32 protein-coding genes are annotated in these 26,259 nt (G+C 69.0%); 21 read left to right on the plus strand and 11 right to left on the minus strand.

Translation table 11 applies throughout. The features are described 5' to 3' along the window. From rplX to truA, 19 genes are all read left to right on the plus strand, one after another. Positions 1-324: a 50S ribosomal protein L24 gene (gene rplX, locus ABZZ38_RS00860; RefSeq protein ID WP_031076675.1), complete on the plus strand. Its 324-nt coding sequence runs from the start codon at positions 1-3 to the stop codon at positions 322-324. Continuing rightward, positions 324-881 (plus strand): 50S ribosomal protein L5, encoded by a 558-nt coding sequence (gene rplE / locus ABZZ38_RS00865; protein WP_004984522.1) that lies wholly within the window; start codon positions 324-326, stop codon positions 879-881. Before rplX ends, rplE begins: the two co-directional genes overlap by 1 nt. 5 nt (positions 882-886) lie before the next feature. Then, positions 887-1,072, plus strand: coding sequence for a type Z 30S ribosomal protein S14 (locus ABZZ38_RS00870; protein WP_003956452.1), 186 nt, complete (start codon positions 887-889; stop codon positions 1,070-1,072). Between the two features lie 208 nt (positions 1,073-1,280). Then, positions 1,281-1,679 carry a 30S ribosomal protein S8 gene (rpsH, locus tag ABZZ38_RS00875; protein WP_031076677.1) on the plus strand — a complete coding sequence of 133 codons (399 nt, stop codon included), beginning with the start codon at positions 1,281-1,283 and terminating at the stop codon, positions 1,677-1,679. Positions 1,680-1,700: 21 nt separating this feature from the next. Beyond that, positions 1,701-2,240 (plus strand): 50S ribosomal protein L6, encoded by a 540-nt coding sequence (gene rplF, locus ABZZ38_RS00880; protein WP_356734355.1) that lies wholly within the window; start codon positions 1,701-1,703, stop codon positions 2,238-2,240. Positions 2,241-2,242: 2 nt separating this feature from the next. Beyond that, positions 2,243-2,626: a 50S ribosomal protein L18 gene (gene rplR / locus ABZZ38_RS00885; RefSeq protein ID WP_356734356.1), complete on the plus strand. Its 384-nt coding sequence runs from the start codon at positions 2,243-2,245 to the stop codon at positions 2,624-2,626. 40 nt (positions 2,627-2,666) lie between these two features. After that, positions 2,667-3,272 (plus strand): 30S ribosomal protein S5, encoded by a 606-nt coding sequence (gene rpsE, locus ABZZ38_RS00890; RefSeq protein ID WP_290111857.1) that lies wholly within the window; start codon positions 2,667-2,669, stop codon positions 3,270-3,272. Beyond that, positions 3,272-3,454 (plus strand): 50S ribosomal protein L30, encoded by a 183-nt coding sequence (rpmD, locus tag ABZZ38_RS00895; protein ID WP_010473936.1) that lies wholly within the window; start codon positions 3,272-3,274, stop codon positions 3,452-3,454. Before rpsE ends, rpmD begins: the two co-directional genes overlap by 1 nt. 1 nt (position 3,455) lies before the next feature. Continuing rightward, a complete protein-coding gene (gene rplO / locus ABZZ38_RS00900; RefSeq protein ID WP_356734357.1) occupies positions 3,456-3,911 on the plus strand; it encodes a 50S ribosomal protein L15 in 456 nt (151 codons plus the stop codon). Between the two features lie 280 nt (positions 3,912-4,191). After that, positions 4,192-5,511: a preprotein translocase subunit SecY gene (secY, locus tag ABZZ38_RS00905; protein WP_356734358.1), complete on the plus strand. Its 1,320-nt coding sequence runs from the start codon at positions 4,192-4,194 to the stop codon at positions 5,509-5,511. Further along, positions 5,511-6,176 (plus strand): adenylate kinase, encoded by a 666-nt coding sequence (locus ABZZ38_RS00910; protein WP_356734359.1) that lies wholly within the window; start codon positions 5,511-5,513, stop codon positions 6,174-6,176. The genes secY and ABZZ38_RS00910 overlap by 1 nt, the downstream gene beginning before the upstream one ends. A gap of 117 nt (positions 6,177-6,293) precedes the next feature. Next, entirely contained in the window at positions 6,294-7,130 is an 837-nt protein-coding gene (map, locus tag ABZZ38_RS00915) for a type I methionyl aminopeptidase (RefSeq protein ID WP_356734360.1), read from the plus strand. Positions 7,131-7,365: 235 nt separating this feature from the next. Beyond that, positions 7,366-7,587 (plus strand): translation initiation factor IF-1, encoded by a 222-nt coding sequence (infA, locus tag ABZZ38_RS00920; RefSeq protein ID WP_003956442.1) that lies wholly within the window; start codon positions 7,366-7,368, stop codon positions 7,585-7,587. 62 nt (positions 7,588-7,649) lie between these two features. Next, a complete protein-coding gene (gene rpmJ / locus ABZZ38_RS00925; RefSeq protein WP_003956441.1) occupies positions 7,650-7,763 on the plus strand; it encodes a 50S ribosomal protein L36 in 114 nt (37 codons plus the stop codon). A gap of 184 nt (positions 7,764-7,947) precedes the next feature. Further along, on the plus strand, positions 7,948-8,328 hold the full coding sequence (gene rpsM, locus ABZZ38_RS00930; protein WP_031076692.1) for a 30S ribosomal protein S13: 381 nt from the start codon (positions 7,948-7,950) through the stop codon (positions 8,326-8,328). A 65-nt stretch (positions 8,329-8,393) separates the two neighbouring features. Next, positions 8,394-8,798 (plus strand): 30S ribosomal protein S11, encoded by a 405-nt coding sequence (rpsK, locus tag ABZZ38_RS00935; protein ID WP_003956432.1) that lies wholly within the window; start codon positions 8,394-8,396, stop codon positions 8,796-8,798. A gap of 118 nt (positions 8,799-8,916) precedes the next feature. Further along, entirely contained in the window at positions 8,917-9,939 is a 1,023-nt protein-coding gene (locus ABZZ38_RS00940) for a DNA-directed RNA polymerase subunit alpha (protein ID WP_003956430.1), read from the plus strand. 89 nt (positions 9,940-10,028) lie between these two features. Next, on the plus strand, positions 10,029-10,541 hold the full coding sequence (rplQ, locus tag ABZZ38_RS00945) for a 50S ribosomal protein L17 (protein WP_290111863.1): 513 nt from the start codon (positions 10,029-10,031) through the stop codon (positions 10,539-10,541). A gap of 97 nt (positions 10,542-10,638) precedes the next feature. Then, entirely contained in the window at positions 10,639-11,493 is an 855-nt protein-coding gene (gene truA / locus ABZZ38_RS00950; RefSeq protein ID WP_356734361.1) for a tRNA pseudouridine(38-40) synthase TruA, read from the plus strand. Here truA and ABZZ38_RS00955 read toward each other — a convergent pair. Continuing rightward, entirely contained in the window at positions 11,467-12,333 is an 867-nt protein-coding gene (locus tag ABZZ38_RS00955; protein WP_356734362.1) for a hypothetical protein, read from the minus strand. The genes truA and ABZZ38_RS00955 overlap by 27 nt on opposite strands. A gap of 55 nt (positions 12,334-12,388) precedes the next feature. On the opposite strand from ABZZ38_RS00955, the gene ABZZ38_RS00960 reads away from it, so the two are divergent. After that, positions 12,389-14,011 (plus strand): ATP-binding cassette domain-containing protein, encoded by a 1,623-nt coding sequence (locus tag ABZZ38_RS00960; protein ID WP_356734363.1) that lies wholly within the window; start codon positions 12,389-12,391, stop codon positions 14,009-14,011. Between the two features lie 42 nt (positions 14,012-14,053). Here ABZZ38_RS00960 and ABZZ38_RS00965 read toward each other — a convergent pair whose 3' ends face one another. The 10 genes from ABZZ38_RS00965 to ABZZ38_RS01010 form a co-directional block, all read right to left on the minus strand. Beyond that, positions 14,054-14,908 carry an FAH family protein gene (locus tag ABZZ38_RS00965; RefSeq protein WP_356734364.1) on the minus strand — a complete coding sequence of 285 codons (855 nt, stop codon included), beginning with the start codon at positions 14,906-14,908 and terminating at the stop codon, positions 14,054-14,056. Next, a complete protein-coding gene (locus ABZZ38_RS00970; RefSeq protein ID WP_356734365.1) occupies positions 14,905-16,158 on the minus strand; it encodes an enolase C-terminal domain-like protein in 1,254 nt (417 codons plus the stop codon). Before ABZZ38_RS00970 ends, ABZZ38_RS00965 begins: the two co-directional genes overlap by 4 nt. Further along, positions 16,151-17,047, minus strand: a complete 897-nt coding sequence (locus tag ABZZ38_RS00975; protein WP_356734366.1) for an alpha/beta fold hydrolase — start codon at positions 17,045-17,047, stop codon at positions 16,151-16,153. Before ABZZ38_RS00975 ends, ABZZ38_RS00970 begins: the two co-directional genes overlap by 8 nt. Continuing rightward, positions 17,044-18,732 (minus strand): GH3 auxin-responsive promoter family protein, encoded by a 1,689-nt coding sequence (locus tag ABZZ38_RS00980; protein ID WP_356734367.1) that lies wholly within the window; start codon positions 18,730-18,732, stop codon positions 17,044-17,046. Before ABZZ38_RS00980 ends, ABZZ38_RS00975 begins: the two co-directional genes overlap by 4 nt. Positions 18,733-18,822: 90 nt before the next feature. Beyond that, positions 18,823-19,326: a flavin reductase family protein gene (locus tag ABZZ38_RS00985; protein ID WP_356734368.1), complete on the minus strand. Its 504-nt coding sequence runs from the start codon at positions 19,324-19,326 to the stop codon at positions 18,823-18,825. A 155-nt stretch (positions 19,327-19,481) separates the two neighbouring features. Beyond that, a complete protein-coding gene (locus ABZZ38_RS00990) occupies positions 19,482-20,594 on the minus strand; it encodes an LLM class flavin-dependent oxidoreductase (RefSeq protein ID WP_356734369.1) in 1,113 nt (370 codons plus the stop codon). Positions 20,595-20,645: 51 nt separating this feature from the next. Then, positions 20,646-21,932, minus strand: coding sequence for an ATP-grasp domain-containing protein (locus ABZZ38_RS00995; protein ID WP_356734370.1), 1,287 nt, complete (start codon positions 21,930-21,932; stop codon positions 20,646-20,648). Next, positions 21,929-23,179, minus strand: coding sequence for a PLP-dependent aminotransferase family protein (locus tag ABZZ38_RS01000; RefSeq protein ID WP_356734371.1), 1,251 nt, complete (start codon positions 23,177-23,179; stop codon positions 21,929-21,931). The genes ABZZ38_RS00995 and ABZZ38_RS01000 overlap by 4 nt, the downstream gene beginning before the upstream one ends. A 61-nt stretch (positions 23,180-23,240) precedes the next feature. Beyond that, entirely contained in the window at positions 23,241-23,567 is a 327-nt protein-coding gene (locus ABZZ38_RS01005; protein ID WP_356734372.1) for a YciI family protein, read from the minus strand. 46 nt (positions 23,568-23,613) lie between these two features. Then, positions 23,614-24,360, minus strand: a complete 747-nt coding sequence (locus tag ABZZ38_RS01010; protein ID WP_356734373.1) for an SDR family oxidoreductase — start codon at positions 24,358-24,360, stop codon at positions 23,614-23,616. Between the two features lie 561 nt (positions 24,361-24,921). Here ABZZ38_RS01010 and ABZZ38_RS01015 point away from each other — a divergent pair. After that, on the plus strand, positions 24,922-26,187 hold the full coding sequence (locus tag ABZZ38_RS01015; protein WP_356734374.1) for an MFS transporter: 1,266 nt from the start codon (positions 24,922-24,924) through the stop codon (positions 26,185-26,187). Positions 26,188-26,259: the final 72 nt, after the last annotated feature.

The raw sequence follows: 26,259 nt of genomic DNA on the forward strand, positions 1-26,259 counted from the left end.
ATGAAGATCAAGAAGGGCGACCTGGTCCAGGTCATCACCGGTAAGGACAAGGGCAAGCAGGGCAAGGTCATCGCGGCCTTCCCCCGCGAGGACCGCGTCCTGGTCGAGGGTGTCAACCGGGTCAAGAAGCACACCAAGGCCGGCCAGACCGCTCGTGGCTCGCAGACCGGCGGGATCATCACCACCGAGGCCCCCATCCACGTGAGCAACGTTCAGCTCGTCGTGGAGAAGGACGGCAAGAAGGTCGTGACCCGCGTCGGTTACCGCTTCGACGACGAGGGCAACAAGATCCGCGTTGCCAAGCGGACGGGTGAGGACATCTGATGGCTACCACCACCACTCCGCGTCTGAAGACGAAGTACCGCGAGGAGATCGCGGGCAAGCTGCGTGAGGAGTTCTCGTACGAGAACGTCATGCAGGTCCCCGGCCTCGTCAAGATCGTGGTCAACATGGGTGTGGGCGACGCCGCCCGCGACTCCAAGCTGATCGAGGGCGCCATCCGCGACCTCACCACGATCACCGGTCAGAAGCCGGCCGTCACCAAGGCTCGCAAGTCCATCGCGCAGTTCAAGCTGCGTGAGGGCCAGCCGATCGGCGCCCACGTCACGCTCCGTGGCGACCGCATGTGGGAGTTCCTGGACCGCACCCTGTCGCTGGCGCTTCCGCGCATCCGCGACTTCCGCGGCCTGTCCCCCAAGCAGTTCGACGGCCGTGGCAACTACACCTTCGGTCTCACGGAGCAGGTCATGTTCCACGAGATCGACCAGGACAAGATCGACCGTGTCCGGGGTATGGACATCACCGTGGTGACCACGGCGACCAACGACGAAGAGGGCCGCGCGCTCCTCCGTCACCTCGGCTTCCCCTTCAAGGAGGCGTAAGCGAGATGGCGAAGAAGGCTCTCATCGCGAAGGCTGCTCGCAAGCCCAAGTTCGGCGTGCGCGCGTACACCCGCTGCCAGCGCTGCGGTCGTCCGCACTCCGTCTACCGCAAGTTCGGCCTGTGCCGCGTGTGCCTCCGTGAGATGGCTCACCGTGGCGAGCTGCCGGGCGTGACCAAGAGCTCCTGGTAATCCCCCAGTTGGGATGACCGGAGTCTCTCGGTAAGCATCTGGTCGGCAGGAGCCCTTCCCCGCATGACGTAGGCTTGTGGGGTTGGGCGCCTGCCGCCCGTACGACTTACTACGCCGTAGGTCCCCGCACCGCACCCGTCCCGCCACTGAGTGGGGAGAGGGATGGCGCACATAGGAAACCCCGGCGAGAGAGGCCGAAGGCCAATTCATGACCATGACTGATCCCATCGCAGACATGCTGACTCGTCTGCGTAACGCGAACTCGGCGTACCACGACACCGTGACGATGCCGCACAGCAAGATCAAGTCTCACATCGCGGAAATCCTCCAGCAGGAGGGCTTCATCACGGGCTGGAAGGTCGAGGACGCCGAGGTCGGCAAGAACCTCGTCCTCGAGCTGAAGTTCGGCCCGAACCGTGAGCGCTCCATCGCGGGCATCAAGCGGATCTCGAAGCCCGGTCTGCGGGTTTACGCGAAGTCCACCAACCTGCCGAAGGTCCTCGGCGGCCTGGGCGTGGCGATCATCTCCACGTCCCACGGTCTCCTGACCGGCCAGCAGGCGCAGAAGAAGGGCGTGGGTGGGGAAGTCCTCGCCTACGTCTGGTAGTCGGGAACGGAGGAATAGCTAATGTCGCGTATTGGCAAGCTCCCCATCACGGTTCCCGCCGGCGTGGACGTCACCATCGATGGCCGTACGGTCCAGGTGAAGGGCCCCAAGGGCTCCCTCTCCCACACCGTTGCCGCGCCGATCGAGATCGTTAAGGGTGAGGACGGCGTTCTCAACGTCACCCGCCCCAACGACGAGCGTCAGAACAAGGCCCTGCACGGCCTGTCCCGCACGCTGGTGGCCAACATGATCACCGGTGTGACCGCGGGGTACACGAAGGCGCTCGAGATCAGCGGTGTCGGTTACCGCGTCGCCGCGAAGGGCTCCGACCTGGAGTTCCAGCTCGGTTACAGCCACCCGATCCTGGTGGAGGCCCCCGAGGGCATCTCCTTCAAGGTCGAGTCGCCGACCAAGTTCTCGGTCGAGGGCATCGACAAGCAGAAGGTCGGCGAGGTCGCCGCGAACATCCGCAAGCTTCGCAAGCCCGACCCCTACAAGGCCAAGGGCGTGAAGTACGCGGGTGAGGTCATCCGCCGCAAGGTCGGAAAGGCTGGTAAGTAGCCATGGCATACGGCGTAAAGATTGCCAAGGGCAAGGCCTACAAGGGCGCTGCCCTGAAGCGTCGCCACATCCGCATCCGCAAGAAGATCGCGGGTACGACCGAGCGTCCGCGCCTGGTCGTCACGCGGTCCAACCGCGGGATCACGGCTCAGGTCATCGACGACGTCGCGGGCCACACGCTCGCGTCGGCGTCCACCCTGGACTCGTCCATCCGCGGCGGCGAAGGCGACAAGTCGGCGAAGGCGAAGCAGGTCGGCCAGCTCGTGGCCGAGCGTGCCAAGGCCGCCGGTATCGAGGCTGTCGTGTTCGACCGTGGCGGCAACCAGTACGCCGGGCGCATCGCCGCCCTGGCGGACGCCGCCCGTGAAGCCGGCCTGAAGTTCTGAGCCGGTTCCGCACGTAGGAAGACTAGGAAGGGAAAGTCCAATGGCTGGACCCCAGCGCCGCGGAAGCGGTGCCGGTGGCGGCGAGCGGCGGGACCGGAAGGGCCGTGACGGCGGCGCTGCTGCCGCCGAGAAGACCGCGTACGTTGAGCGCGTCGTCGCGATCAACCGCGTCGCCAAGGTTGTGAAGGGTGGTCGTCGCTTCAGCTTCACCGCGCTGGTCGTGGTGGGCGACGGTGACGGCACCGTGGGTGTCGGTTACGGCAAGGCCAAGGAGGTGCCGGCCGCCATCGCCAAGGGTGTGGAGGAGGCCAAGAAGCACTTCTTCAAGGTCCCCCGTATCCAGGGCACCATCCCGCACCCCATCCAGGGTGAGAAGGCCGCGGGCGTCGTCATGCTCAAGCCGGCTTCCCCGGGTACCGGCGTTATCGCCGGTGGTCCGGTGCGTGCCGTGCTCGAGTGCGCCGGCGTTCACGACATCCTGTCGAAGTCGCTTGGCTCGTCCAACGCGATCAACATCGTGCACGCGACCGTGGCGGCCCTCAAGGGCCTGCAGCGTCCCGAGGAGATCGCGGCTCGCCGTGGTCTGCCCCTCGAGGACGTCGCCCCCGCGGCTCTTCTCCGTGCGCGTGCCGGGGCGGGTGCGTAATGGCCCGCCTCAAGATCACGCAGACGAAGTCGTACATCGGCAGCAAGCAGAACCACCGCGACACCCTGCGCTCCCTTGGCCTCAAGGGGATCAACACGCAGGTCGTCAAGGAGGACCGCCCCGAGTTCCGCGGAATGGTGCACACCGTCCGCCACCTCGTGACGGTCGAGGAGGTCGACTGACATGGCGGAGCAGAACCCGCTGAAGGTCCACAACCTCCGTCCCGCCCCGGGCGCCAAGACCGCCAAGACCCGTGTCGGTCGTGGTGAGGCGTCGAAGGGTAAGACGGCCGGTCGTGGTACCAAGGGCACGAAGGCCCGTTACCAGGTTCCGGAGCGCTTCGAGGGTGGCCAGATGCCCCTCCACATGCGTCTCCCGAAGCTGAAGGGCTTCAAGAACCCCTTCCGCACCGAGTACCAGGTCGTGAACCTGGACAAGCTGGCCTCGCTCTACCCGCAGGGTGGCGAGGTCACGGTGGCCGACCTGGTCGCCAAGGGCGCGGTGCGCAAGAACCAGCTCGTCAAGGTCCTGGGCCAGGGCGAGATCTCCGTGGCGCTGCAGGTTTCGGTTGACGCCGTCTCCGGCTCCGCCAAGGAGAAGATCACCGCCGCCGGCGGTACCGTCACCGAGCTCGTCTGAGACGACTCGATGGCTTGAACATCCGACCGGGGATGCCTCTCAAAAGGGGCATCCCCGGTTGGTCGTTCCTAGGGGGGCATGTCCGCCGGTAAGGTGGCGTGCACTGTTGCTGTAATGAATGACTTGGGGCCCCGGCCCCGGGCCGCGCGGTCCGCTCGTGGAAACTCATGGGAACTCATGGGAACTCATGGGCCGGGCCACGCGGTTTTGACTGATACGTATTCGTCGATCCTCAAGACCGTCACCTCTGACGCATAGCGCGGGGGTCGCAGGAGGCACCGTGCTCACCGCGTTCGCCCGGGCGTTCAAGACGCCCGACCTGCGCAAGAAGCTGCTCTTCACGCTGGGCATCATCGTGCTGTACCGGCTCGGGGCGCACATCCCCGTGCCCGGGGTCAGCTACGAGAAGGTCCAGATGTGTGTGGACCAGGCCCAGCAGGGCAACAACAGCCTGTTCGGCCTCGTGAACATGTTCAGTGGCGGGGCGCTGCTGCAGATCACGATCTTCGCGCTCGGCATCATGCCGTACATCACGGCGAGCATCATCCTGCAGCTGCTGACCGTGGTCATCCCACGCCTGGAGGCCCTCAAGAAGGAGGGCCAGTCGGGCACGGCGAAGATCACGCAGTACACCCGCTACCTCACGGTCGCGCTGGCGATCCTCCAGGGCACCGGCCTCGTCGCCACCGCCCGTACCGGCGCCCTCTTCAGCGGCTGCACGGTCGCGGGCGAGGTCGTACCCGACCAGTCGATCTTCGTCACCATCGTCATGGTCATCACCATGACCGCCGGAACCGCCATGGTCATGTGGCTCGGTGAGCTCATCACCGACCGCGGCATCGGCAACGGCATGTCGATCCTGATGTTCATCTCGATCGCGGCCGGCTTCCCGGGCGCGCTGTGGGCCATCAAGGAGAGCGGCAAGCTCGCCAAGGGCTGGATCGAGTTCGGCACGGTCATCCTGATCGGCTTCGTGATGGTCGCGCTCGTCGTCTTCGTCGAGCAGGCCCAGCGCCGGATCCCCGTGCAGTACGCGAAGCGCATGATCGGCCGGCGCTCCTACGGCGGTACGTCCACGTACATCCCGCTCAAGGTGAACCAGGCGGGTGTGATTCCCGTCATCTTCGCGTCGTCGCTGCTCTACATCCCGGCACTGATCGCGCAGTTCTCGAGCTCCACCGCGGGCTGGAAGACCTGGATCGAAGCGCACTTCGTGAAGGGTGACCACCCGTACTACATCACCGTGTACTTCCTCCTGATCGTGTTCTTCGCGTTCTTCTACGTGGCCATCTCGTTCAACCCCGACGAAGTCGCGGACAACATGAAGAAGTATGGTGGCTTCATCCCGGGTATCCGGGCTGGTCGACCTACTGCCGAGTACTTGAGCTACGTGCTCAACCGGATCACCTGGCCGGGCTCGCTGTATCTGGGTCTGATCGCTCTTGTGCCGACGATGGCGTTGGCGGGCTTCGGTGGCGCGAACCAGAACTTCCCGTTCGGCGGGACGAGCATCCTGATCATCGTGGGTGTGGGTCTGGAGACCGTGAAGCAGATCGAGAGCCAGCTCCAGCAGCGCAACTACGAAGGGTTCCTCCGCTGATGCGAATCGTCCTCGTCGGACCGCCCGGTGCGGGCAAGGGAACGCAGGCCGCGTTCCTTGCCAAGAACCTGTCGATTCCGCACATCTCCACGGGCGACCTCTTCCGTGCCAACATCAGCCAGGGCACGGAGCTGGGCAAGCAGGCCAAGGCGTACATGGACGCCGGCAACCTGGTGCCCGACGAGGTGACCATCGGTATGGCCAAGGACCGCATGGAACAGCCGGACGCCGTGAACGGCTTCCTGCTGGACGGCTTCCCGCGCAACGTGGCCCAGGCCGAGGCGCTGGACGCCATGCTGGACTCCGAGTCCATGAAGCTGGACGCGGTCCTGGACCTGGAGGTCCCCGAGGACGAGGTCGTGAAGCGGATCGCGGGCCGCCGCATCTGCCGCAACGACAGTGCGCACGTCTTCCACGTGACGTACTCGCAGCCCAGGACCGAGGGCGTCTGCGACGTCTGCGGCGGCGATCTGTACCAGCGCGACGACGACTCCGAGCAGACGGTGCGCAAGCGACTCGAGGTCTACCACACGCAGACCGAGCCGATCATCGACTACTACAAGGCCCAGGGCCTGGTGGTCACCATCTCCGCGCTCGGCAAGGTCAATGACGTGACCGGGCGGGCCATGGAGGCGCTGCGGGGCCGGGGCGAGCAGGCCGCGTAGTTCCTCCCGTACGTGTCGTACCTCGGCCGCGGTGCCCCTCGGGGCGCCGCGGCCGATGTCGTGCGGCCGTATCGTTGTGAGGTCACCCCGTTCTCCGTTCGAAAGGCGTCAGCCGTCATGGTGCAGATCAAGACTCCCGAGCAGATCGCGAAGATGCGCGAGGCGGGGCTGGTCGTCGCCGCCATCCACGCGGCGACGCGCGAGGCCGCGGTGCCCGGGGCCACCACCAAGGACCTGGACGAGGTGGCGCGCAAGGTCCTCGCCGAGTACGGGGCCAAGTCGAACTTCCTGGGGTACGGCGGGTTCCCCGCCACCATCTGCACCTCCGTGAACGAGGTCGTCGTCCACGGCATCCCCAGCGACGAGGTGGTCCTGAAGAACGGCGACGTGATCTCGATCGACTGCGGCGCGGTCGTCGACGGCTGGCACGGCGACGCGGCCTACACGGCCTTCGTCGGCTCCGGTCACGCGCCGGAACTGCTGGAGCTCTCCCGGGTGACCGAGGAGTCGATGTGGCAGGGCATCGCCGCGATGAGGAACGGCAACCGGCTGGTCGACATCTCCCGGGCGATCGAGACGTACATCCGCCGCCAGCCGAAGCCGGGCGGCGGCAAGTACGGGATCATCGAGGAGTACGGCGGCCACGGCATCGGCACCGAGATGCACATGGACCCGCACCTGCTGAACTACGTCTCCCGCAAGCGCGGCAAGGGTCCCAAGCTGGTCCCGGGCTTCTGCCTGGCCATCGAGCCGATGGTGTCCCTCGGCACCCCGCGTACGGAGGTCCTGGAGGACGAGTGGACCGTCATCACGACGGACGGCACCTGGTCCTCCCACTGGGAGCACTCCGTGGCCCTCACGGAAGACGGCCCGCTGGTCCTGACGGCCCCCGACGGAGGCAAGGCGAAGCTGGCGGAGCTGGGCGTCACGGCGGCCCCCGACCCGCTCGCCTGACCGGCCCTCGCCGAGCCGCCCCCGTCGGCCGGAGGCCGGCGTGGGGATCGCCCCCGCTCGCCCGGCCCGTACCGGCCCCCGCCGAGCCGCGTAACGATCTTCCGGGGTGGGCACACTTCCCCGATTCGTCTTTTCCCATGCCCTGACGTAGACTGATGCGTCGGCTCTCGTGCATCCGTGTGTCCACACCCGGGGTGTGAGAGTCGATCAAGGTAGCCGATTCGAAGGGCGAAGCGTGGCCAAGAAGCAAGGTGCCATCGAAATTGAGGGCACCGTGATCGAGTCCCTGCCGAACGCCATGTTCAAGGTGGAGCTCCAGAACGGTCACAAGGTCCTCGCGCACATCTCCGGCAAGATGCGGATGCACTACATCCGTATCCTCCCGGACGACCGGGTCGTCGTGGAGCTGTCTCCGTACGACCTGACGCGTGGGCGGATCGTCTACCGCTACAAGTAGATCTTGCCCGCACCCCGCTTTCCGCGCGGGTGGTGGCACTGACCCGGAGAACCTCACATCCCATGAAGGTCAAGCCGAGCGTCAAGAAGATCTGCGACAAGTGCAAGGTGATCCGCCGTCACGGTCGGGTCATGGTCATCTGCGACAACCTGCGCCACAAGCAGCGCCAGGGCTGACGCACGCCGACCTGCACCTCGCAGTTCTTCGCGCGACGCAAGCGAATTCGTACATACGCAGCGCCCGCCAAGCCCTGACAGGGCCGGCGACACCTCCGGCGGGGGCCGGGGACCTGGTCCGTACCTCGTACGGCGGCCAGAGAACGGCGCTGCGGAAGACCCCCGATCACACAGGAGCCATTGAATGGCACGCGTTTCCGGTGTTGACATCCCGCGCGACAAGCGCGTGGAGGTCGCACTCACTTACGTCTTCGGCATCGGCCGCACCCTGGCGAAGGAGACCCTCGCCTCCACCGGTGTGAACCCGAACACCCGCGTTCGTGACCTGTCCGAAGAGGACCTGGTCAAGATCCGCGAGTACGTGGACGCCAACCTCAAGACCGAGGGTGACCTCCGTCGCGAGATCCAGGCCGACATCCGCCGCAAGGTCGAGATCGGCACGTACCAGGGTCTGCGTCACCGCCGTGGCCTGCCGGTCCGCGGTCAGCGCACCAGCACGAACGCCCGTACCCGCAAGGGCCCGCGTCGCGCCATCGCCGGCAAGAAGAAGCCGGGCAAGAAGTAGTCCGCAGCGGACGACTGTCCACGGTCTTCGCTGTAGGACCGACCACCTCCCGTAGGAGTTAAGACATGCCCCCCAAGGGACGTCAGGGCGCTGCCAAGAAGGTGCGCCGCAAGGAAAAGAAGAACGTCGCTCACGGCCACGCGCACATCAAGAGCACGTTCAACAACACGATCGTCTCGATCACGGACCCGTCCGGCAACGTGATCTCCTGGGCCTCCGCCGGCCACGTCGGCTTCAAGGGCTCGCGCAAGTCCACCCCCTTCGCCGCGCAGATGGCCGCCGAGTCGGCCGCCCGCCGCGCGCAGGAGCACGGCATGCGCAAGGTCGACGTCTTCGTCAAGGGTCCCGGCTCCGGCCGTGAGACCGCGATCCGCTCCCTCCAGGCCACCGGCCTCGAGGTCGGCTCGATCCAGGACGTCACCCCCACGCCGCACAACGGCTGCCGTCCGCCGAAGCGCCGCCGCGTCTGACGCACGGCTGTTTTTGCGGGGTTCCGGGCGGTACGGCCCTTCGGGGGCGTACCGCCCGTACCCTTGCAGTATCCGAGGACGTCAAATAGCGGGCGTCCACGACTGAAGGAAACACACCATGCTTATCGCTCAGCGCCCCTCGCTGACCGAAGAGGTTGTCGACGAGTACCGCTCGCGGTTCGTCATCGAGCCGCTGGAGCCGGGCTTCGGCTACACGCTCGGCAACTCGCTTCGCCGTACGCTCCTCTCCTCGATCCCGGGTGCGGCGGTCACGTCCATCCGCATCGACGGTGTCCTGCACGAGTTCACCACCGTGCCGGGCGTCAAGGAGGACGTCACCGACCTCATCCTCAACATCAAGCAGCTGGTCGTGTCGAGCGAGCACGACGAGCCGGTCGTGATGTACCTGCGCAAGCAGGGCCCGGGCCTCGTGACCGCGGCCGACATCGCCCCGCCGGCCGGTGTCGAGGTGCACAACCCCGACCTGGTGCTCGCCACGCTGAACGGCAAGGGCAAGCTGGAGATGGAGCTGACCGTCGAGCGCGGTCGCGGCTACGTCTCCGCCGTCCAGAACAAGCAGGTGGGCCAGGAGATCGGCCGTATCCCGGTCGACTCCATCTACTCGCCGGTCCTCAAGGTCACCTACAAGGTCGAGGCGACCCGAGTCGAGCAGCGGACCGACTTCGACAAGCTGATCGTCGACGTCGAGACCAAGCAGGCCATGCGTCCCCGTGACGCCATGGCGTCGGCCGGTAAGACCCTGGTCGAGCTGTTCGGTCTGGCCCGCGAGCTCAACATCGACGCCGAGGGCATCGACATGGGTCCGTCCCCGACGGACGCCGCGCTCGCCGCCGACCTGGCGCTGCCGATCGAGGAGCTGGAGCTCACGGTCCGCTCCTACAACTGCCTCAAGCGTGAGGGCATCCACTCCGTGGGTGAGCTCGTGGCGCGCTCCGAGGCCGACCTGCTCGACATCCGCAACTTCGGTGCGAAGTCGATCGACGAGGTCAAGGCGAAGCTGGCCGGCATGGGCCTGGCCCTCAAGGACAGCCCGCCCGGATTCGACCCGACCGCCGCCGCCGACGCCTTCGGCGCGGACGACGACGCGGACGCGGGCTTCGTCGAGACCGAGCAGTACTAGTAGCTGCGATCGCTGCCCGCAGGCGTCCGCCTGTGGGGTCCTGACACCGGTACCTGATACGGCCGGTGCAGATCACAAGGAGAAACACCATGCCGAAGCCCGCCAAGGGTGCCCGTCTGGGCGGCAGCGCCGCGCACGAGAAGCTGCTTCTCGCGAACCTCGCGAAGTCGCTGTTCGAGCACGGCCGCATCACCACGACCGAGGCCAAGGCCCGCCGCCTGCGTCCGGTCGCCGAGCGCCTGATCACCAAGGCGAAGAAGGGCGACATCCACAACCGTCGCCTGGTGCTGCAGACGATCACGGACAAGGGCATCGTCCACACGCTCTTCACCGAGATCGCCCCGCGCTACGCCGAGCGCCCGGGTGGCTACACCCGCATCACCAAGATCGGCAACCGTCGTGGCGACAACGCCCCGATGGCCGTGATCGAGCTGGTCGAGGGCGAGATCGCGAAGAAGGCGACCGTCGCCGAGGCCGAGGCCGCGACCAAGCGCGCGGTGAAGGAAGCCGACGAGGCCAACGCCAAGGCCGACGAGGCGAAGGCCGACGAGGCGGAGGCCAAGGCTGACGAGGCCAAGGCCGACGAGTCCAAGGACGCCTGAACCGCGTTCCGAGGGCTTCTGAAGGCTGACGGACGGGTCCGCTCCCTCACGGGGGCGGGCCCGTTCCGCGTTGTACTGCTCTGAGAGGATCTGTCGCGTGAGCGATGAGGTGGAGCCCGGTTACGTACGGGTGCGGCTGGACCTGTCGTACGACGGCAAGGACTTCCACGGCTGGGCCAAGCAGGCCGGCGGTCAGCGCACCGTCCAGGGGGAGATCGAGGACGCGCTGCGCACCGTGACGCGGTCGTCCGAGACGTACGAGCTGACCGTGGCCGGCCGGACCGACGCGGGTGTCCACGCGCGCGGGCAGGTCGCCCATGTCGACCTGCCGGAGACGCTGTGGGCCGAGCACCGGGACAAGCTGCTGCGGCGGCTCGCCGGGCGGCTGGCGCACGATGTGCGGATCTGGCGCGTCGCGGAGGCACCGAGCGGCTTCAACGCGCGGTTCTCGGCGATCTGGCGGCGGTACGCGTACCGGGTGACCGACAACCCCGGTGGCGTCGACCCGCTGCTGCGCGGGCACGTCCTGTGGCACGACTGGCCGCTGGACGTGGACGCCATGAACGCCGCCGCCGAGCGGCTCGTCGGCGAGCACGACTTCGCGGCCTACTGCAAGCGGCGCGAGGGCGCCACCACCATCCGTACGCTCCAGGAGCTGCGGTGGGAGCGGCTGCCGTCCGGCGTCCTGGAGGCGACGGTCCGGGCCGACGCCTTCTGCCACAACATGGTGCGCTCGCTGGTCGGGGCGCTGCTCTTCGTCGGCGACGGGCACCGGCCGGTGGAGTGGCCGGGGAAGGTGCTGGCCGCGGGGGTCCGGGACTCGGCCGTCCATGTCGTACGGCCGCACGGCCTCACGCTGGAGGAGGTCGGCTACCCGGCCGACGAGCTGCTGGCCGCCCGCAACCTGGAGGCCCGCAACAAGCGGTCACTGGCCGCCGGCGGCTGCTGCTGACGCCTGGGCGCGACCGCGGGCGTAGATCTGGTTGAAGGCGAAGGTGCCGAGGTCGTCGCTGGTCTTGAAGACGGCGTCGTCGGCCTTGGTGACCTTCTTGCCGCTGGTGAAGCCGGCCTGCGTGTAGTACGCGTACCGGCCGAGCGCGTTGGCGCGGCGCAGGCACACCGTCTGGGAGCGGCAGAAGCCGTCGACGCCGGAGCCGGCCAGCGGGAGCACACCGCCCCGCACCTCCTCCTTGGCCTTGGTGGCGGCGGCCTGGGTGTCGAACAGCGCGACACCGACGGTGATCGCCACACCGTCCCTCTCGTAGGTGGCGCGGATCACGCGGGTGCAGCCGTGCTTCTGCAGGATCGCGCCGAGACCGTCCTCGGCGGCGGCCGCGCACGTGGTGGTGGAGGCGAGAGCACCCTTCTTGTAGACGCGGTCGCCCACCGTGAGCTTCTTGCCCGGGAAGAGGGACTCCGGGGTGAGCGGTGCCCTGTCCTTCCGGGCGCTGTTGATGAAGTCCATCGGGTTCGGCGGGGGCGGGGGAGCGACCGACGAGAAGGACGGCTGCGGTTCGGTGGTGGCGTCCGGGAGCTCGGGGGCGGTGGTGTCGCCCGCCACCCTGTTGTCATCGGTGGTGCCGTTGTTCGTGGAGACGATCGCGACCGCGATGATCGTGCCGATGAGGGCCGTCGCGAGCGCGCCGCCGCCGATGAGGAGCCATCGCCTACGGCGCTGGCGGGCGGCCGAGGCTTCGGCGAGCGCGCTCCAGTCCGGCGTATGGGCCTGCTGTCCGTACGTCTGGTTCTGCTGGTGCGGCTCCTGCGGCCACTGCGATCCCCCAAAGCTCATGCCGCGCATCCTAAACCGGTTGGGACCGCGACCGTTCCCCGGCGACAATCGCGGCATGGGTCATGTAGAGGTCGCGCATCTGGAGTACTACCTGCCGGACGGGCGGGTGCTGCTCGGTGACGTGTCGTTCCGGGTGGGCGAGGGTGCCGTCGTGGCGCTCGTGGGCGCGAACGGCGCCGGTAAGACGACGCTGCTGCGGTTGATCTCGGGGGAGCTCCAGCCGCACGGGGGCACGGTGACCGTCGGCGGCGGGCTGGGGGTGATGCCGCAGTTCGTCGGGTCCGTACGGGACGAGCGGACGGTGCGCGACCTGCTGGTGTCGGTCGCGCCCGCCCGGATCCGCGAGGCGGCGGCAGTGGTCGACGAGGCCGAGCACCTGATCATGACCGTCGACGACGAGAGGGCGCAGATGCGGTACGCGCAGGCGCTGAGCGACTGGGCGGAGGCGCGGGGGTACGAGGCCGAGACCGTCTGGGACATGTGCACCATGGCCGCGCTGGGCGTCCCCTACGAGAAGGCGCAGTTCCGGGACGTGCGGACGCTGAGCGGGGGAGAGCAGAAGCGGCTCGTCCTGGAGGCGCTGCTGCGCGGCCCGGAGGAGGTCCTCCTGCTGGACGAGCCGGACAACTACCTCGACGTCCCGGGCAAGCGGTGGCTGGAGGAGCGGCTCGCCGAGACCCGCAAGACCGTGCTGTTCGTCTCGCACGACCGGGAGCTGTTGGCGCGGGCCGCGGAGAAGATCGTCGCCGTGGAGCCGGGGCCCGCGGGGTCCGACGTGTGGGTGCACGGAGGCGGCTTCGCGACCTTCCACGAGGCGCGGCGGGAGCGGTTCGCGCGGTTCGAGGAGCTGAAACGGCGCTGGGAGGAGAAACACGCGCAACTCAAGCAGCTGGTCCACACCTTGAAGAACAAGGCCGCGTACAACGACGGGCTCGCTTCCCGCTACCAGGCCGCCCAGACCCGGCTGCGGAAGTTCGAGGAGGCCGGTCCGCCGCCGGAGCCGCCGCGCGAGCAGGACATCCGGATGCGGCTGCGCGGCGGCCGCACGGGGGTGCGGGCGGTGACGTGCGCGGACCTGGAGCTCACGGGGCTGATGAAGCCGTTCTCGCTGGAGGTCTTCTACGGGGAGCGGGTGGCCGTGCTCGGCTCGAACGGGTCCGGCAAGTCGCACTTCCTGCGGCTCCTGGCGGGGGACCCGTCGGTGGCGTACCGGGGTGAGTGGAAGCTGGGCGCGCGGGTGGTGCCCGGGCACTTCGCCCAGACGCACGCCCACCCCGAGCCGGCGGGGAGGTCCTTGGTGGACATCCTGTGGACCGAGCACGCCAAGGACCGGGGCGGCGCGATGTCGGCCCTGCGGCGGTACGAGCTGGAGCGCCAGGGCGACCAGGTCTTCGACCGGCTCTCCGGCGGGCAGCAGGCCCGGTTCCAGATCCTGCTGCTGGAGCTGGCCGGGACCACCGCGCTCCTGCTGGACGAGCCGACGGACAACCTGGACCTGGAGTCGGCCGAGGCGCTTCAGGTGGGGTTGGAGGCGTACGAGGGCACGGTCCTCGCCGTCACGCACGACCGCTGGTTCGCGCGGGCCTTCGACCGCTTCCTGGTGTTCGGCGCCGATGGTGTCGTCCGGGAGACGTCGGAGCCGGTGTGGGACGAGCGGAGGGTGGACCGGGCGCGGTAGGGCACGCCGCCCCACCGCGCCGGGGCCGGGCCGCGTCGACGGTCAGGGGGCGGACACCGGGTTCGACAGCCGGACACCGTGCGTGGTGAACCGCATCTCGACCCGGTCACCGTCGGCCATGGTGAAGCCGCCGTGGAAGCTGCTGCGGTCGGCGCCGAGGTAGACGTAGTGCACCCGGCCGGGGTGGAGCAGGGCCTCGTGGGAGAAGAGGCCGGACATCATGTCCCGCAGGCCGTAGTGGAGAGCCTTGATCCCGGTGGTGAACGTGCCTTCCCAGGCCGGGGTGGAGTCGCGTTCGATGGTGACGTGGCCGGCGACGTGGCGGGGCGGGGTGCCCAGGAACAGCCAGGGGGCCACGCCGGCGTCGCAGAGCTTGGCGTACGACAGGTGGCCGTTGTGGCGCTTGAAGCGGCCGATGTCGGTGAGGTCGTTGCCGAAGGTGTATCCGGCGTAGTGCGGGGTGCGGTGCTCGTCGGTGAGGTAGACGAGGACGACCTCCGCCTCCTCGGTCAGCGCGACGGAGCCGGCCGGCGCGCGCAGCGGTTCGCCGGGGACCTTCAGTACGTCGCCGAGGCCCTTGAAGAACCAGTTGGGCTGCGTCTGCGTGCTGTCGTCGACCTTGACGTTGTGGGTGGCCATGAAACCGCTGACCAGGGCGTCGCCGACGGACTCCGGCAGCAGCGGGGGCCGGAAGCGTACGTCGGTGGCCGGGACCGGGAGCGGTGTGCGGCCCTCGGTCACGGCGTTGATGAACGCCTCCGTGTCGCCGCCCGCCGCGAGCAGGGCGCCGCGCAGGTCGGTGTCGCCCAGCGGGTACAGCCCGAGGACGGTGTCCTCGGGCGAGCCGAGACCGAAGTGCCGTTCGCCCTGGTGGACGCACTCGTACAGAACCGTCATCGTGAGTTCTCCTCGGGGGTGGTGGGATACCAGTGGCCATGGGCCCAGGTCAGGACCGCCCAGCGGGCGGCCGCGGGGGTCAGGCGCATCCCGAAGCCCGGGCCGGGGGGCGGGGCGAGGGTGTTGGCCCGGCGGTCCACCAGGGGGCGCGGTGAGACGATCATCTCGGGGCCGGGGAAGAACCGGTCGGACTGGCCGGCCTCGACGGTCAGGGCGTCGGGGCTGCGGAAGGCCAGCGCCCGGCCGGCGTTGATGAGCGGGCCCGTCTCCGCGACCTGCACGCCGATCTGGAAGGCGAGGCCCGCGCTCCGCGCGTACGCGACCAGGCGCGCGGCGTTCAGCAGGCCGCCGTTCTTCGCGACGCGTACGTTCACGGCGTCGCACGCCTCGGCGGCCACCGCGGCGCGGGCGTCCGCGAGCGTGCACACCGATTCGTCGAGCATCACGCGGATGCCGGAGGCGCGGCGCAGCGTGCGCAGGGCCTCCCAGGAGCGCCGGGGCAGTGGCTCCTCCACGAGGTCGACCCCGGCGTCGCGCAGCCGCCGCGCGTACGGCACGGCGGTGGCGGGGGTCCAGCTCATGTTGGCGTCGACCATGACGGGAATTTTCGGGCCGAGCCGGTCCCGGATGGCGGTGACCGTGCGGGCGTCCCGGTCGATGTCCTCGGAGGCCTTGACCTTGACGAAGTGGAAGGGGCCCCGGGTGTCCAGGAACTCCTCCACTTCGATGCTGAGGTCGAGGACCTGCGACACCGGCAGGGTGGCCGGGCCGGCGGCTCCCGAAGCGGTGGCGGGGAGGAGCTCGGCGGCCGGGGCGGAGAGCCGGTGGCCGAGGAGGTCCAGGACCGCCGTCTCCAGCAGGCAGACCAGGTTGTTGTGCGCGCCGGGCCGCTCCGGGCCCTCCGGTCCCGCGCCGTCCTCCGGCCGGGCGGCCCCGGCGCCCGTCAGGTCCAGGCCGAGGGCCGCCTCGAAGCCGTCCTCCCGCAGACGCGCCAGAAGCTCCTGCGGCGCCGCCTCCCGCAGCCGGGCGAACAGCCGGTCCATCGGGACGCGGCGCAGGGCCTCGGTGACACTCGCGGTCGTCTCGCCCGTGACGTACGACCGCGGCGCGCACTCCCCGAGGCCGGTCACCCCGTCGACGGTCAGGCTCAGCACGAGGCTGTCGCTGGTGGAGCGGCGGGCCGCCGGGTGGTCGAAGCCGATGCGCATCGGCAGCGCCACCCGGTACAGCCGCGCCTCGGCCTCAGACATCGCGGTCCACGGCCTGGAGCAGGGTGTACGCCGACGCCCAGTCGACCACGTCGTCGCGGACATCGGTGTAGAAGAGGTAGTGCCGGTCGGTCGGGAACTTGATGATCATGCCCCCGTCGGAGACCATCCGGTTGAACACCCGGTGGGTGTCGTCGAGATCGATGATGGGGTCGGTCAGACCGGACACGAACGCCGCGGGCACGTCCGGCAGTTCCCGCCGGTCCGGGTGGTGCGGGTCCAGGTAGAGGCGTTCCAGGCCCAGCAGGGTGGCGCGGGACCGGCGGGTGATCTCCCGCAGGGCCAGGTCGTCGTGGTCGATGAAGTGCCGGTAGCGCGGGTCGTCGGTGAAGTCCTGCGACTTCAGCCCCGCGTCCCACAGCTCCGTGGAGCGCTCGGCGGCCAGCGCCGCGCGCTCCTCCCCGCCCAGCAGCGAGTGCAGCCGCCCCAGCCACGTCGAGCAGTAGACCGCGGCGTCGTAACGGACGGTGAAGGCGCGGTGGTGCAGCAGGGCGGCCAGGAACGAGCCGCCCAGGCAGTGCCCGAACAGGGTCAGCGGGATCTCGTCGCCGATCAGCTCCCGTACGTGGGCCAGCGCGCCGGTGTAGTCGGCGATCACGGTGTCCACATCGGGGACCTCGTGGCGCGGTCCGCCGCTGATGCCACTGCCGCGCCGGTCCAGGACGAAGAACGCGATGTCGTTGTCGGCGAATCGCGGACCCACCTCCCACAGCCAGCCGGCGTGGCTCTGCAGTCCGTGGAAGTAGAAGATCGCTCCCTTGGCCCGCTGCCTGGGCTGCCACAGGTGGAGTGCCAGTTCGGTGCCGTCGTCGGCCGGGAGCGTGATGATCTCCCGGCGGAGGTTCTGCGGCGGCCTCTTCGTCTCGATCACCGGTGCGCTCCCGTCGCTGCCGTGACGCCGAGGAGGTCGGCGGCGAAGTCGGTGTCCTTCTGGAAGGGCTTGTACTTGTACTGGGTGGCGTTGCCCTGCTGGCGGCGTGATTCGGCGTAGGCCGCGATGGCGCCGTGCGGGACCGTGGCGAAGGACAGCGGGCCGAGCCGGCCGCTGCTCCGCTTGGACGCGTACTCGATGTTGATGGTCCCCAGCGCGCGGTCGACCGTCTCCGACAGCGCCCGGTCCAGCTCCGGCCCCGGCTCGGTGGTCTCGCCGACCACCACGTAGTGGGGCGGTTCGGCCCACTGCGGCCCGCACATGTAGAGCCCGACCGGCAGCCCCAGGTCCGCCAGGGCCTGTTCGATGGCCTGGGTGACCTGCGCTTCGGTGATCTTCTCGCCGGTGAAGGAGTGGTAGATGTCGTTGCGGTGGACGAAGTGCACCCACGGTGTGCCGTCCGTGATCCGGTCGACGCGGTAGATGTCCCCGCTCCACAGCCGGTGCAGGCCATTGGCCTGCGTCATGATCAGGTGGTAGTCGCGGCCCTCCACCACCTCGTCGAACAGCAGGGTGTCGACCCGCTGGCCCGCGTCCAGCAGCGCGCCCAGCTCCACCTCGGCCGGTACGAACTCGAAGAAGGCCTGGTTCACCGCGAGGGGCTGGCTGTCGAGGGAGTCGTCGACCGGGACGGTGGTCACTCCCTCGGTGCCGCAGCTCATGAACGGCATGCCGGCGACGCCCGGCAGCACGGCGTCCAGCCGGGACTGGTAGAGCCCGGCGGAGGACGACAGCCAGCAGCTGTAGAGCCGCAGCGAGGGCCAGACGTCCGTGAGGGCGAACTCGCCCCGGTCCAGGACGCCTTGGAGGTGGCGGGCCGCCTCGGGGTCCGGGTCGGTGTACGGCCTGCCCTCCAGCGTGCCCTCGGCGAGGTCACGGACCAGCTCGGCACCGTGCGCGGCGATCAGGTCCCGCAGCGAGATCAGGGTGCTCGGATTGATCGCCGAGATGAAGTGCAGCTTCTTGCCCACGAGGTGGCGGATCCGGTGGTACATCCGCCCGGCGTGCGAGGACGGCGCCTCGGTGCCGAACCACGGGGCCGCGGACCACGGCGGGTTCCAGTCCCGGCTGTTGATCCGCGGGTGGCGGTTGCTGATCGCCTGGTACTGGACGCCATACAGGAAGTCGTCGACGTTGTCGTACACGGTCTGGGTGTCGAGTGTGGCGTGCGGGTGAGCGAGGATCTCGGGGTGGTGCTCCATGTACGTGCCCCACATGGCCTGCATCGCCGGGATGCGGTAGGTGAGCAGCCAGTGCAGGGTGTACGGGATCCGCTTCGGGACGTCGGTCGTTCCGCTGGTCTTCAGCCAGCGCAGCACCGGGCTGCACGACAGGACACCGCCCTTGGTGCGGGTCTCGCGGTCGATGTCCGCGGTGAAGTCGCTGTACCGCATCACCGGGACGACGTCGCGGAACGTCGTCGGGTCGGCGGTGACGGCGTCGTAACCGCGCTCCTTCCATCGCAGCGAGTCGGCGCACAGGGCGATGATGTCGTTCAGGACCCGTTCCTGCGCCCCGTAGGGGTCCTTGAGGTCCGCCAGCAGGGTCGCGCGGGCCTGCCGGCACTCCTCGATGAATGGGCTGCGGCGCGCGTTCCAGTGCTCGTGCCAGTGCGAACTGCCCACGGCTTCGGTTTCTCCCTCAACTCGTTCTGACAGTGGTGCCGGTCAGTCATGACCCCGGTGGCTCACGTGGCCGCGGTGGCCGCGGATGGCTCAGGCGACGAGCCCGCGGAACCGGCCCGCGTGGAACACGAGCGGCTCCGCGGAGTCGGCCAGGGCGCCCTCGGCTGCCGACGCGACGACCAGTTCGTGGTCACCGGTCGGGTGAATCGCGGTGATCTCGCAGTCCAGCCAGCCCAGTCCGTCGGCCGGAATGGGATGTCCGGCCCGGGTGTACGCCCAGTCACGGCCCGCGAACCGGTCGGCACCGCGCTCGCTGAACAGGCGGCACAGCCCGGCGTGGCGTTCGCCGAGGATGGTGACCGCGAAGCTCCCCGTCGCCCGGATGTCCGGCCAGGTGGTCGAGGTGTACGCCGCGCACAGCGCGACGAGCGGCGGGTCGAGCGAGACGGAGGTGAACGAGTTGACGGCCATCCCCACGGGGCCGTGCGCCGCCTGTGCGGTCACGAGCACGACTCCGGTGGTGAAACGGCCCAGAATGTCACGGAACGAGCGCTGATCCAGGGGGTGTTGTACCGGCTCGGTCTGTTGCAGCATGCGATGCGTTTCCACTCGGTCCGGCGGACGGTCTTGGTCGGCGGTGAGGGCCTCGGATCACCGGCGGCGCGGAGTCCCGGGATTGCCGGGACGCCCGCGCCGCCGTTGGGGCCTGTCCTTGGGATCAGGCCCGAGACGCGGGAAATCGGCTGCGGCTACCGCGCCGCGCGACCGGCGATCGCCCAGTCGACGGCCTCCTGCGGACGGGCCGCGGCACCGGTGATCCGCGGTGCCACGTGCCGGGCGAGCAGCTCCAGGCTGCGGTTGGTGTTCTCGTACGAGGTCCAGTCCGCCACGTACACCAGCAGGGTGCCGAAACCGCCGGTGGCCTCCTGCATGCGGCGGATTCCGGCGACCACCTCGTCGACGGAGCCGACCAGCGCGCCGCCCGCCTCCACCCGGGCCTCCAGGAGCTTCTCCCGCGGGGTTCCGGGGGGCTGGACCTCACGGCCGGCGGCCTTGCCGAAGTACTCGAAGAGCCAGCGGTCGTAGCCCTCGCGGACCTCGGCGAACGCCTGCTTGCTGGTCTCGGCGACATGCACCGGCAGGGCGATGCGCCAGTCCTCGCGGCGCAGGGTCTGCCCGAACTCGTCGGCGGCCTCCTCGGCGTGCTTCCACTGCTGGGCCAGCCCGATGTGGTCCGGCGCACCCGGTGTCATCAGGGCGAACGGCAGCGCGAAGGACGTCATGCTCAGCCCGTACCGGCCGACGAGCCGGGGGCTGGTCACCGAGGTGCCGGAGGTGGCCATGGCCACCTCGATCGGGCCGGGGCCGAACCGGGGCAGCTGGAGCTTGGCGTCCTTCAGCTCGTACCAGTCGGTCTTCTGGGTGACGCGCTCGTCACCGTTGACCAGTTCGAGGACGGTCGGCAGGGCCTCGTCGAGCCGCTTGCGCTGCACCTTCGGGTCGAGGCCGAACATGCCGGCGTCGAAGGGCACACCGGGGCCCACGCCCAGGATGTAGCGGCCCCGGGCGAGGTGGTGCAGGTGCACCGCGCGGCTGGCGACGTGGAAGGGGTGGTGCCCGGAGAGCGGGACCACGCCGTGCGCGAGCTTGATCTGCCGGGTGCGCTGGCTCGCGGCGGCGATCATGGTCTCCGGCGCGCCGACGAGACCCCAGCCCAGGGTGTGGTGCTCACCGAACCATGCCTCGTCGAAGTTCAGGCGGTCGGCGTGCTCCACCAGGTCGAGATTGCGGTGAATCGCCAGATGCGGGTCCTGCCCCGTCTCGTGGACGGGTGACAGGAAGAGGCCGATACGGCTGTGCACTGCTGTCCTCCAGCATGGGTGGTGTGGTGGGGAAGGCGAAGGGGCGTGAGGTCACGCCAGGCGGTAGACCGAGTCCTTCAGCTCACGCGCCGTCTCGTAGTCGGCGACCAGCTGCTCGTCGTCGGCCGAGGTCAGGTAGATCCTCATCGCGGCCGTCAGCAGGTCGGTGGTCGGGCGGATACGGGCCCCCGGCGCGTACTTGACGCTCGTGAGGAACACGCTGGGCAGCGCGTTGATCCGGGCGACGATCTCCTGGTCGACCTCCGCCACGACACCGTCGAGGGTGGTACCCGGGTTGTAGCTGTACGCGGACCGCAGCTTGCGGTAGACCCGGCCGGCGTACTCCCGGAGGAACTCCTCCGGGCGGGTGTAGGCCAGCGCGGTGAGCCCGGCCTGGTCGGCGCCCAGGCACAGTTCCTGGAAGCCGGGGTTGAGCTGGCCGTTGAGCCGTGTGGCGATCTCGACCAGGACCGGCCCCCGGTCGGTGACGATGACCTCGGCGTGGGCGGGGCCCCAGCGGACGTCCAGCGCCGCGAGCACCTCGTGGATGTAGTCGATCAGCGCGGGGACGGGGTCCTCGTCCGGGGACAGGAGGATGTCGCGGTTGTAGATGTTCTGGCCGGAGGGCAGCAGGACCTTGTCGTACTGCCAGACACCGGAGACGAAGCGCCGCCCGTCGCAGCTGACCGTGTCGACGACGTACTCCGTGCCCCTGAGGTACGACTGGACGAGCGCCTCGGCGTTGGCGAAGCCGAAGATGTCGCGGGTGTCCAGGACGTGCCGGGCGGCGGCGCGCACCTCCTCGGCGCTGTCGCAGATGAACACGCCGTCGGAGGCGGCGGAGCTGATCGGCTTGACCACCACGGGCCAGCTGCCGTGGTCCTGCGCCCACTTGACGAGCAGTTCCGCGTCGTCGCTCTTGTACTGGTCCGCGCAGCGCACCCCGGCCCGGCGCAGGGCCTCGATCATCTCGTACTTGTCACGGCGGGCCGCGGAGAGCGCGGTGCCGTTGGACTTCACCCCGAGCGCCTCGGAGAGCCGGTCCGCCGGCTGCACCGCGGACTCCTGGCCGGGCACGACGGCGACGGGGGAGTACGGGCGGAGCAGCTCGACGAGCCGGTCCTCCTCGGAGCAGACGATGTTCTCGGCGTACGCGGTGAGGTCCGGCGCGAGCATCGTCGGGATGAGCTCCGGCGTGCTCTGCACGTGGATCACGCGGGCGCCGACCGCGGTGAAGGCCGCCGGGTAGAAGTTGCCGGCCGAGTAGCCGTCCACGACGACGGCGGTCGGCGGCGTGGTGCCGGGCGCCGGGGCGGCGGGTGACGGGGAGGTGCTCATGCCTGTTCCTCCGGAGTCTCGCGCGGGGTCTCCTTGATGAAGCGGGCGAGGCGCGAGATGCCCTCGCGGATCGCCTCCGGGGCCAGGTTGCTGAAGCCGAGCCGCATTTCCCGCCGGCCGCCGCCGTCGAGGTAGAACATGCTCATCGGCGCCCAGCTCACCCGGTAGTCCCTGGCGGAACGTTCCATCGCCGCGAGGTCCGCGGTGAAGGGGACGGTCAGGGTGAGGAAGAAACCGCCGCGCGGGGTGTTCCAGGTCACCCCGTGGTCCTCGCCGGCCGGGAAGTGCTCGGCCAGCGCCTCCAGGGTGGCGTCCAGCCGCTCCAGGTAGACCGCGGCGAGCTCACGGGTGGCGGAGCGCAGGTCGTAGCCGTTCTCGACGAGGATTCCGCCGATCACCGCCTGGGAGAGGGTGGAGGACCCGACCGTGAACATCGCCTTGGCCTTGGAGAGGCTCTGGGCGAGGGTGCGGGTGGCCCCGGTGGCGTCGGTGACCTCCTGGTCGGCGACCAGGTAGCCGAGGCGGGCGCCCGGGAAGGCGGACTTGGCGAACGAGCCGAGGTAGACGACCCGGCGGCGGGTGTCCAGGGACTTCAGGGTGGGCATCGACTCGCCGTCACGGGCGAAGAGGCCGTAGGGGTTGTCCTCCAGGACCACGAAGTCCTCTTCGGCGGCCACCTCCAGAAGCCGCTCGCGCGCCTCCAGCGGCAGCACCGTGCCGGACGGGTTGGAGAAGTCGGGCACCAGGTAGAGGGCGACCGCGCGCTTGCCCTCGGCCCGTACCGCGCGGGCGGCCTCGGCCACGGCCTCGGGGTCGAGCCCGTCCGGCCCTTCGAGAATGCCGCGGATCGGGATGTCGAGCATGCGCGCCGCGCCCCGGATGCCGACGTAGGCGGGGGAGACGGACAGCAGCACGTCGTCGGGGGAGGCGAACAGGCCGCGCAGGGCCACCAGGGCCGCCTCCTGGAAGCCGTGCGTGATCATGATCGCTTCGGCCGGGACGTCGATGTTCTCGTCCTGCTTCAGCATGCGGGCGACCTCGTCCTGGATCAGGCCGTTCACCGGCCCGTACTGGAAGAGGAGCCGGGTGATGCGCTGCTCCGGCACACCTTCGTCACGCAGGTGCTCGATATAGCGGTCCACGTAATGGGTGAGATTGTTCAGGTCGTGGTTGCCGTCGTACGGAGCGCCCGATGAGAACGACAGGGCGTCGGGGAATCTCAGTGCCGTCTCGCTGAGGATTCGCATGGAATCCATCTCGGGGTCGGCGATTCCCCCGTGCAGTGCATCCTGCTGGAATGAAAGCATGTCAGTGGTTTCCTTCCGCACTGGAGCCCTCTTCCGACCGGTTCAGCGCGGATATCCAGCTGCCTTTACCCGGTTCCCATTCCCGGATTCGAGTGCTCGCCACGATTCCGCCTTTGACATAGGGCTCGTCGTCCAGAATCCGCTGGAGTTCGTCGCGGTCGGCCGCCTCGTAGAGCAGGAGTCCGGCGTTCTCGCCCACGAGCGGGCCGCCGAGCAGCAGGACACCGCTGTCGGCCAGCCGGTAGAGGTTCTCGGCATGCGCCGGGTGCAGGCCCTGGCGGCCGGCCCGGTCGACGTTGTACTCGAATTCGACGACAAACTTCGCCACACCAGCTCCTTGTGCGCTTTTTCTTACCGAGGGGTGGGGACGCCCCTCACATGTAGAGGCCGCCGTTGATGTCGATGACGGAGCCCGTGGAGTAGCCGGCGCTCTCGGAGCACAGGTGCAGCACGCTGCCGACGGCTTCGGTCACCGTGCCGTAGCGGCCCATGGGCAGCCGGGACAGCACCGCCTTCTTCGATTCCTCGTCGCGGAGTTCGAAGGCCCGTGCCACGCGCTCGGTGGCGATGGGGCCGTGGGCCACCACGTTCACCACCACGCCGGTGCCGGCCAGTTCGTACCCCATCTGCTTCGTCATGCCGATGACGGCCGCCTTGGCCCCGACATAGGCGGCATTGTTGAAGTGGCTGTACGTACGCCCGCCCGCCGAAGCGAAGTTGACGATGCGTCCGTAACCGTCCCGCACCATCCGGGGGGCGCACACCTTGATCGCGATCCAGGTGCTGACCACGTTCTCCAGGTACGTCTCCTCGAAGTGGCCGCGCTCCAGGTCGGCGTAGCCGATGACGCGGGTGTCCCCGCCGACGCCGTTGACGAGGATGGAGGGTGCGTGCCGCTCGACGACGGAGGTCAGCAGGCGCTCGGCGGCGGGGATGTCGGTGATGTCCCCGACGACCACCTCGACCTTGGTCCTGGGGGCGAGCTCGTCCGCGAGACGCCTGACGGCGTCCTCGTTCCTGTCGAAGAGGACGAGCGAGTGCCCTTCCTCGGCCAGTCCTCGGGCGGTCTCCGAGAGAATTCCACCGGCGGCACCGATCAGGAGCGCAGTACGTGCGGTCACTCTACTTCTCACCTGGCTTGTCTGGGTTCGTGACCCTGAACGGGCAGTGCAGGGCCCTTTGTGGGGGTTGAACAGCGCCTCATGCCGGTTCGGCCGATTTGCCGGCGGAGATCACTTTGGCGGAATGAGGGCTTCCCGATTTCCACGCATGGCAGCAGGCCAGGGGAGGGTAAGCCGCCCCCCGGTCGACACCTCCCAGACCATCACACCAACCCTCAGCGCATGTCAACGCGTTAAGGCGGTTCGTTCGTCCAATGTTCGTAAAGGAGTCAACAACACCGGGTTCGTGACATGGATCTCTTGCGCAAGGCCGAGATATCGTCAATCCTTGCCGACTGACGTGTCCGAGTAACGCCCGGACTGGGCGAGGGGGGTGGGCGTGGCCGAATCCGTATGGCGAGAATTCAGCCATCCAGCCGCTCTTTTCAGCCGCATCTGTTTCTGGCCAATTCCGGCCGCCTCCCGTACCCGCGAAGCCTGGCGAACCGGGGCCCACCCTCCCCGCTCCGACGGAACCTCCGTACACCGGCGGTTCCGGACCAACCACCGGATGAACGGACCATGCGACCCAACTCTCCGTGGCGACTACGTGACTTCCGCACCCTTTTCACCGCGTCCGCGCTCAGCCAGCTCGGCACCAACATCGGCTATGTGGCCGTGCCGCTCGTGGCCGTGGCAGCCCTGGACGCACGCCCCGGCCAGGTGGGTGCGCTGGCCACCCTCAGCACCGTCGCCTTCCTGGTCATCGGCCTGCCGGCCGGGGCCTGGGTGGACCGGCTCAGCCACCGGCGCGTACTGATCACGGCCGATCTGTGCCGGGCGATCCTGTTCGCCACCGTGCCGCTGGCCTGGTGGCTGGATGTGCTCACTCTCGGCCAGCTCTACGCCGTGGTCCTGCTGAACGGCTGCGCCACCGTCTTCTTCGACGTCGGCTCGCAGAGCGTCCTGCCCCAATTGGTCGGCCGGGACGGTCTGGTTCAGGCCAACGCCGACATCAACACCCTGATCGCGGCGGGCAACGTGGCCGGACGCGGCGCGGGCGGCGGGCTGGTCGCCCTGCTCACGGCGCCGGTGGCCGTTCTCGTCACCGCCGGGGCGCACCTGGCCTCGGCCCTGCGGCTCACCGCCATCCGGCGAACCCCCGCCCCGGCCGCCCCGGTCACCCCGGCCGGAGTGAAGGCCGCCGGGCTGCGGACACAGATCGCGGAGGGCGTACGGCACGTCTTCGGCAACCCCGAGCTCCGGGCGCTCGCGCTCACCGCGGCTCTGGGCAATCTGGGCTCAGCGGTGGTGAACACCATGCTTCCGGTCTGGTTCGTCCGCGAACTCGGCCTCTCGCCCGGCGCGCTCGGTCTGTTCTGGGCCGCCGGCGGGGCGGGGCTGCTGGTCGGCGCCCGCTGCGCCCGGCCGGTCGCGACCCGCGTGGGCTACGGGCGCACCCTCGGCCTCGCCGGGCTGTGTCTGGCGCCCGCCGGACTGCTCGTCCCGCTGGTCGACCGGGGGCCCTGGCTCTTCCTGGCCGGAGCCGGATGGTTCGTGGCCATGTTCAAGGTCGGCATGGACAACGTGATCGGTGTCAGCCTCCGTCAGCGGATGACCGCCGATGTGCTGCTCGGCCGGATGAACGCCACCTTCCGTTTCCTGCTGACGGGGGCTCTGGCCGTCGGCGCCGCGATGTCCGGTGTGCTGGGCGAGCTGGCCGGCGTGCAGGCCACCCTGTGGGTCGGCGGAGTGTTCATGGCGACGGCCTTCCTGCCGGTCTTCCTTTCCCCGGTGCGCTCCCGGCGCGAGTTGCCCGAGCAGCAGGCCCATAACACGACGGCATGAATTCACGCCGAATTAATTTCGGCAGTCCGGCAGGGAGGCATCCTGACCTCTCGATAAAGTGTTGACCTCGGC

This window comes from Streptomyces sp. NPDC006368 (genome assembly GCF_040612535.1).
Classification (GTDB): Bacteria; Actinomycetota; Actinomycetes; order Streptomycetales; family Streptomycetaceae; genus Streptomyces.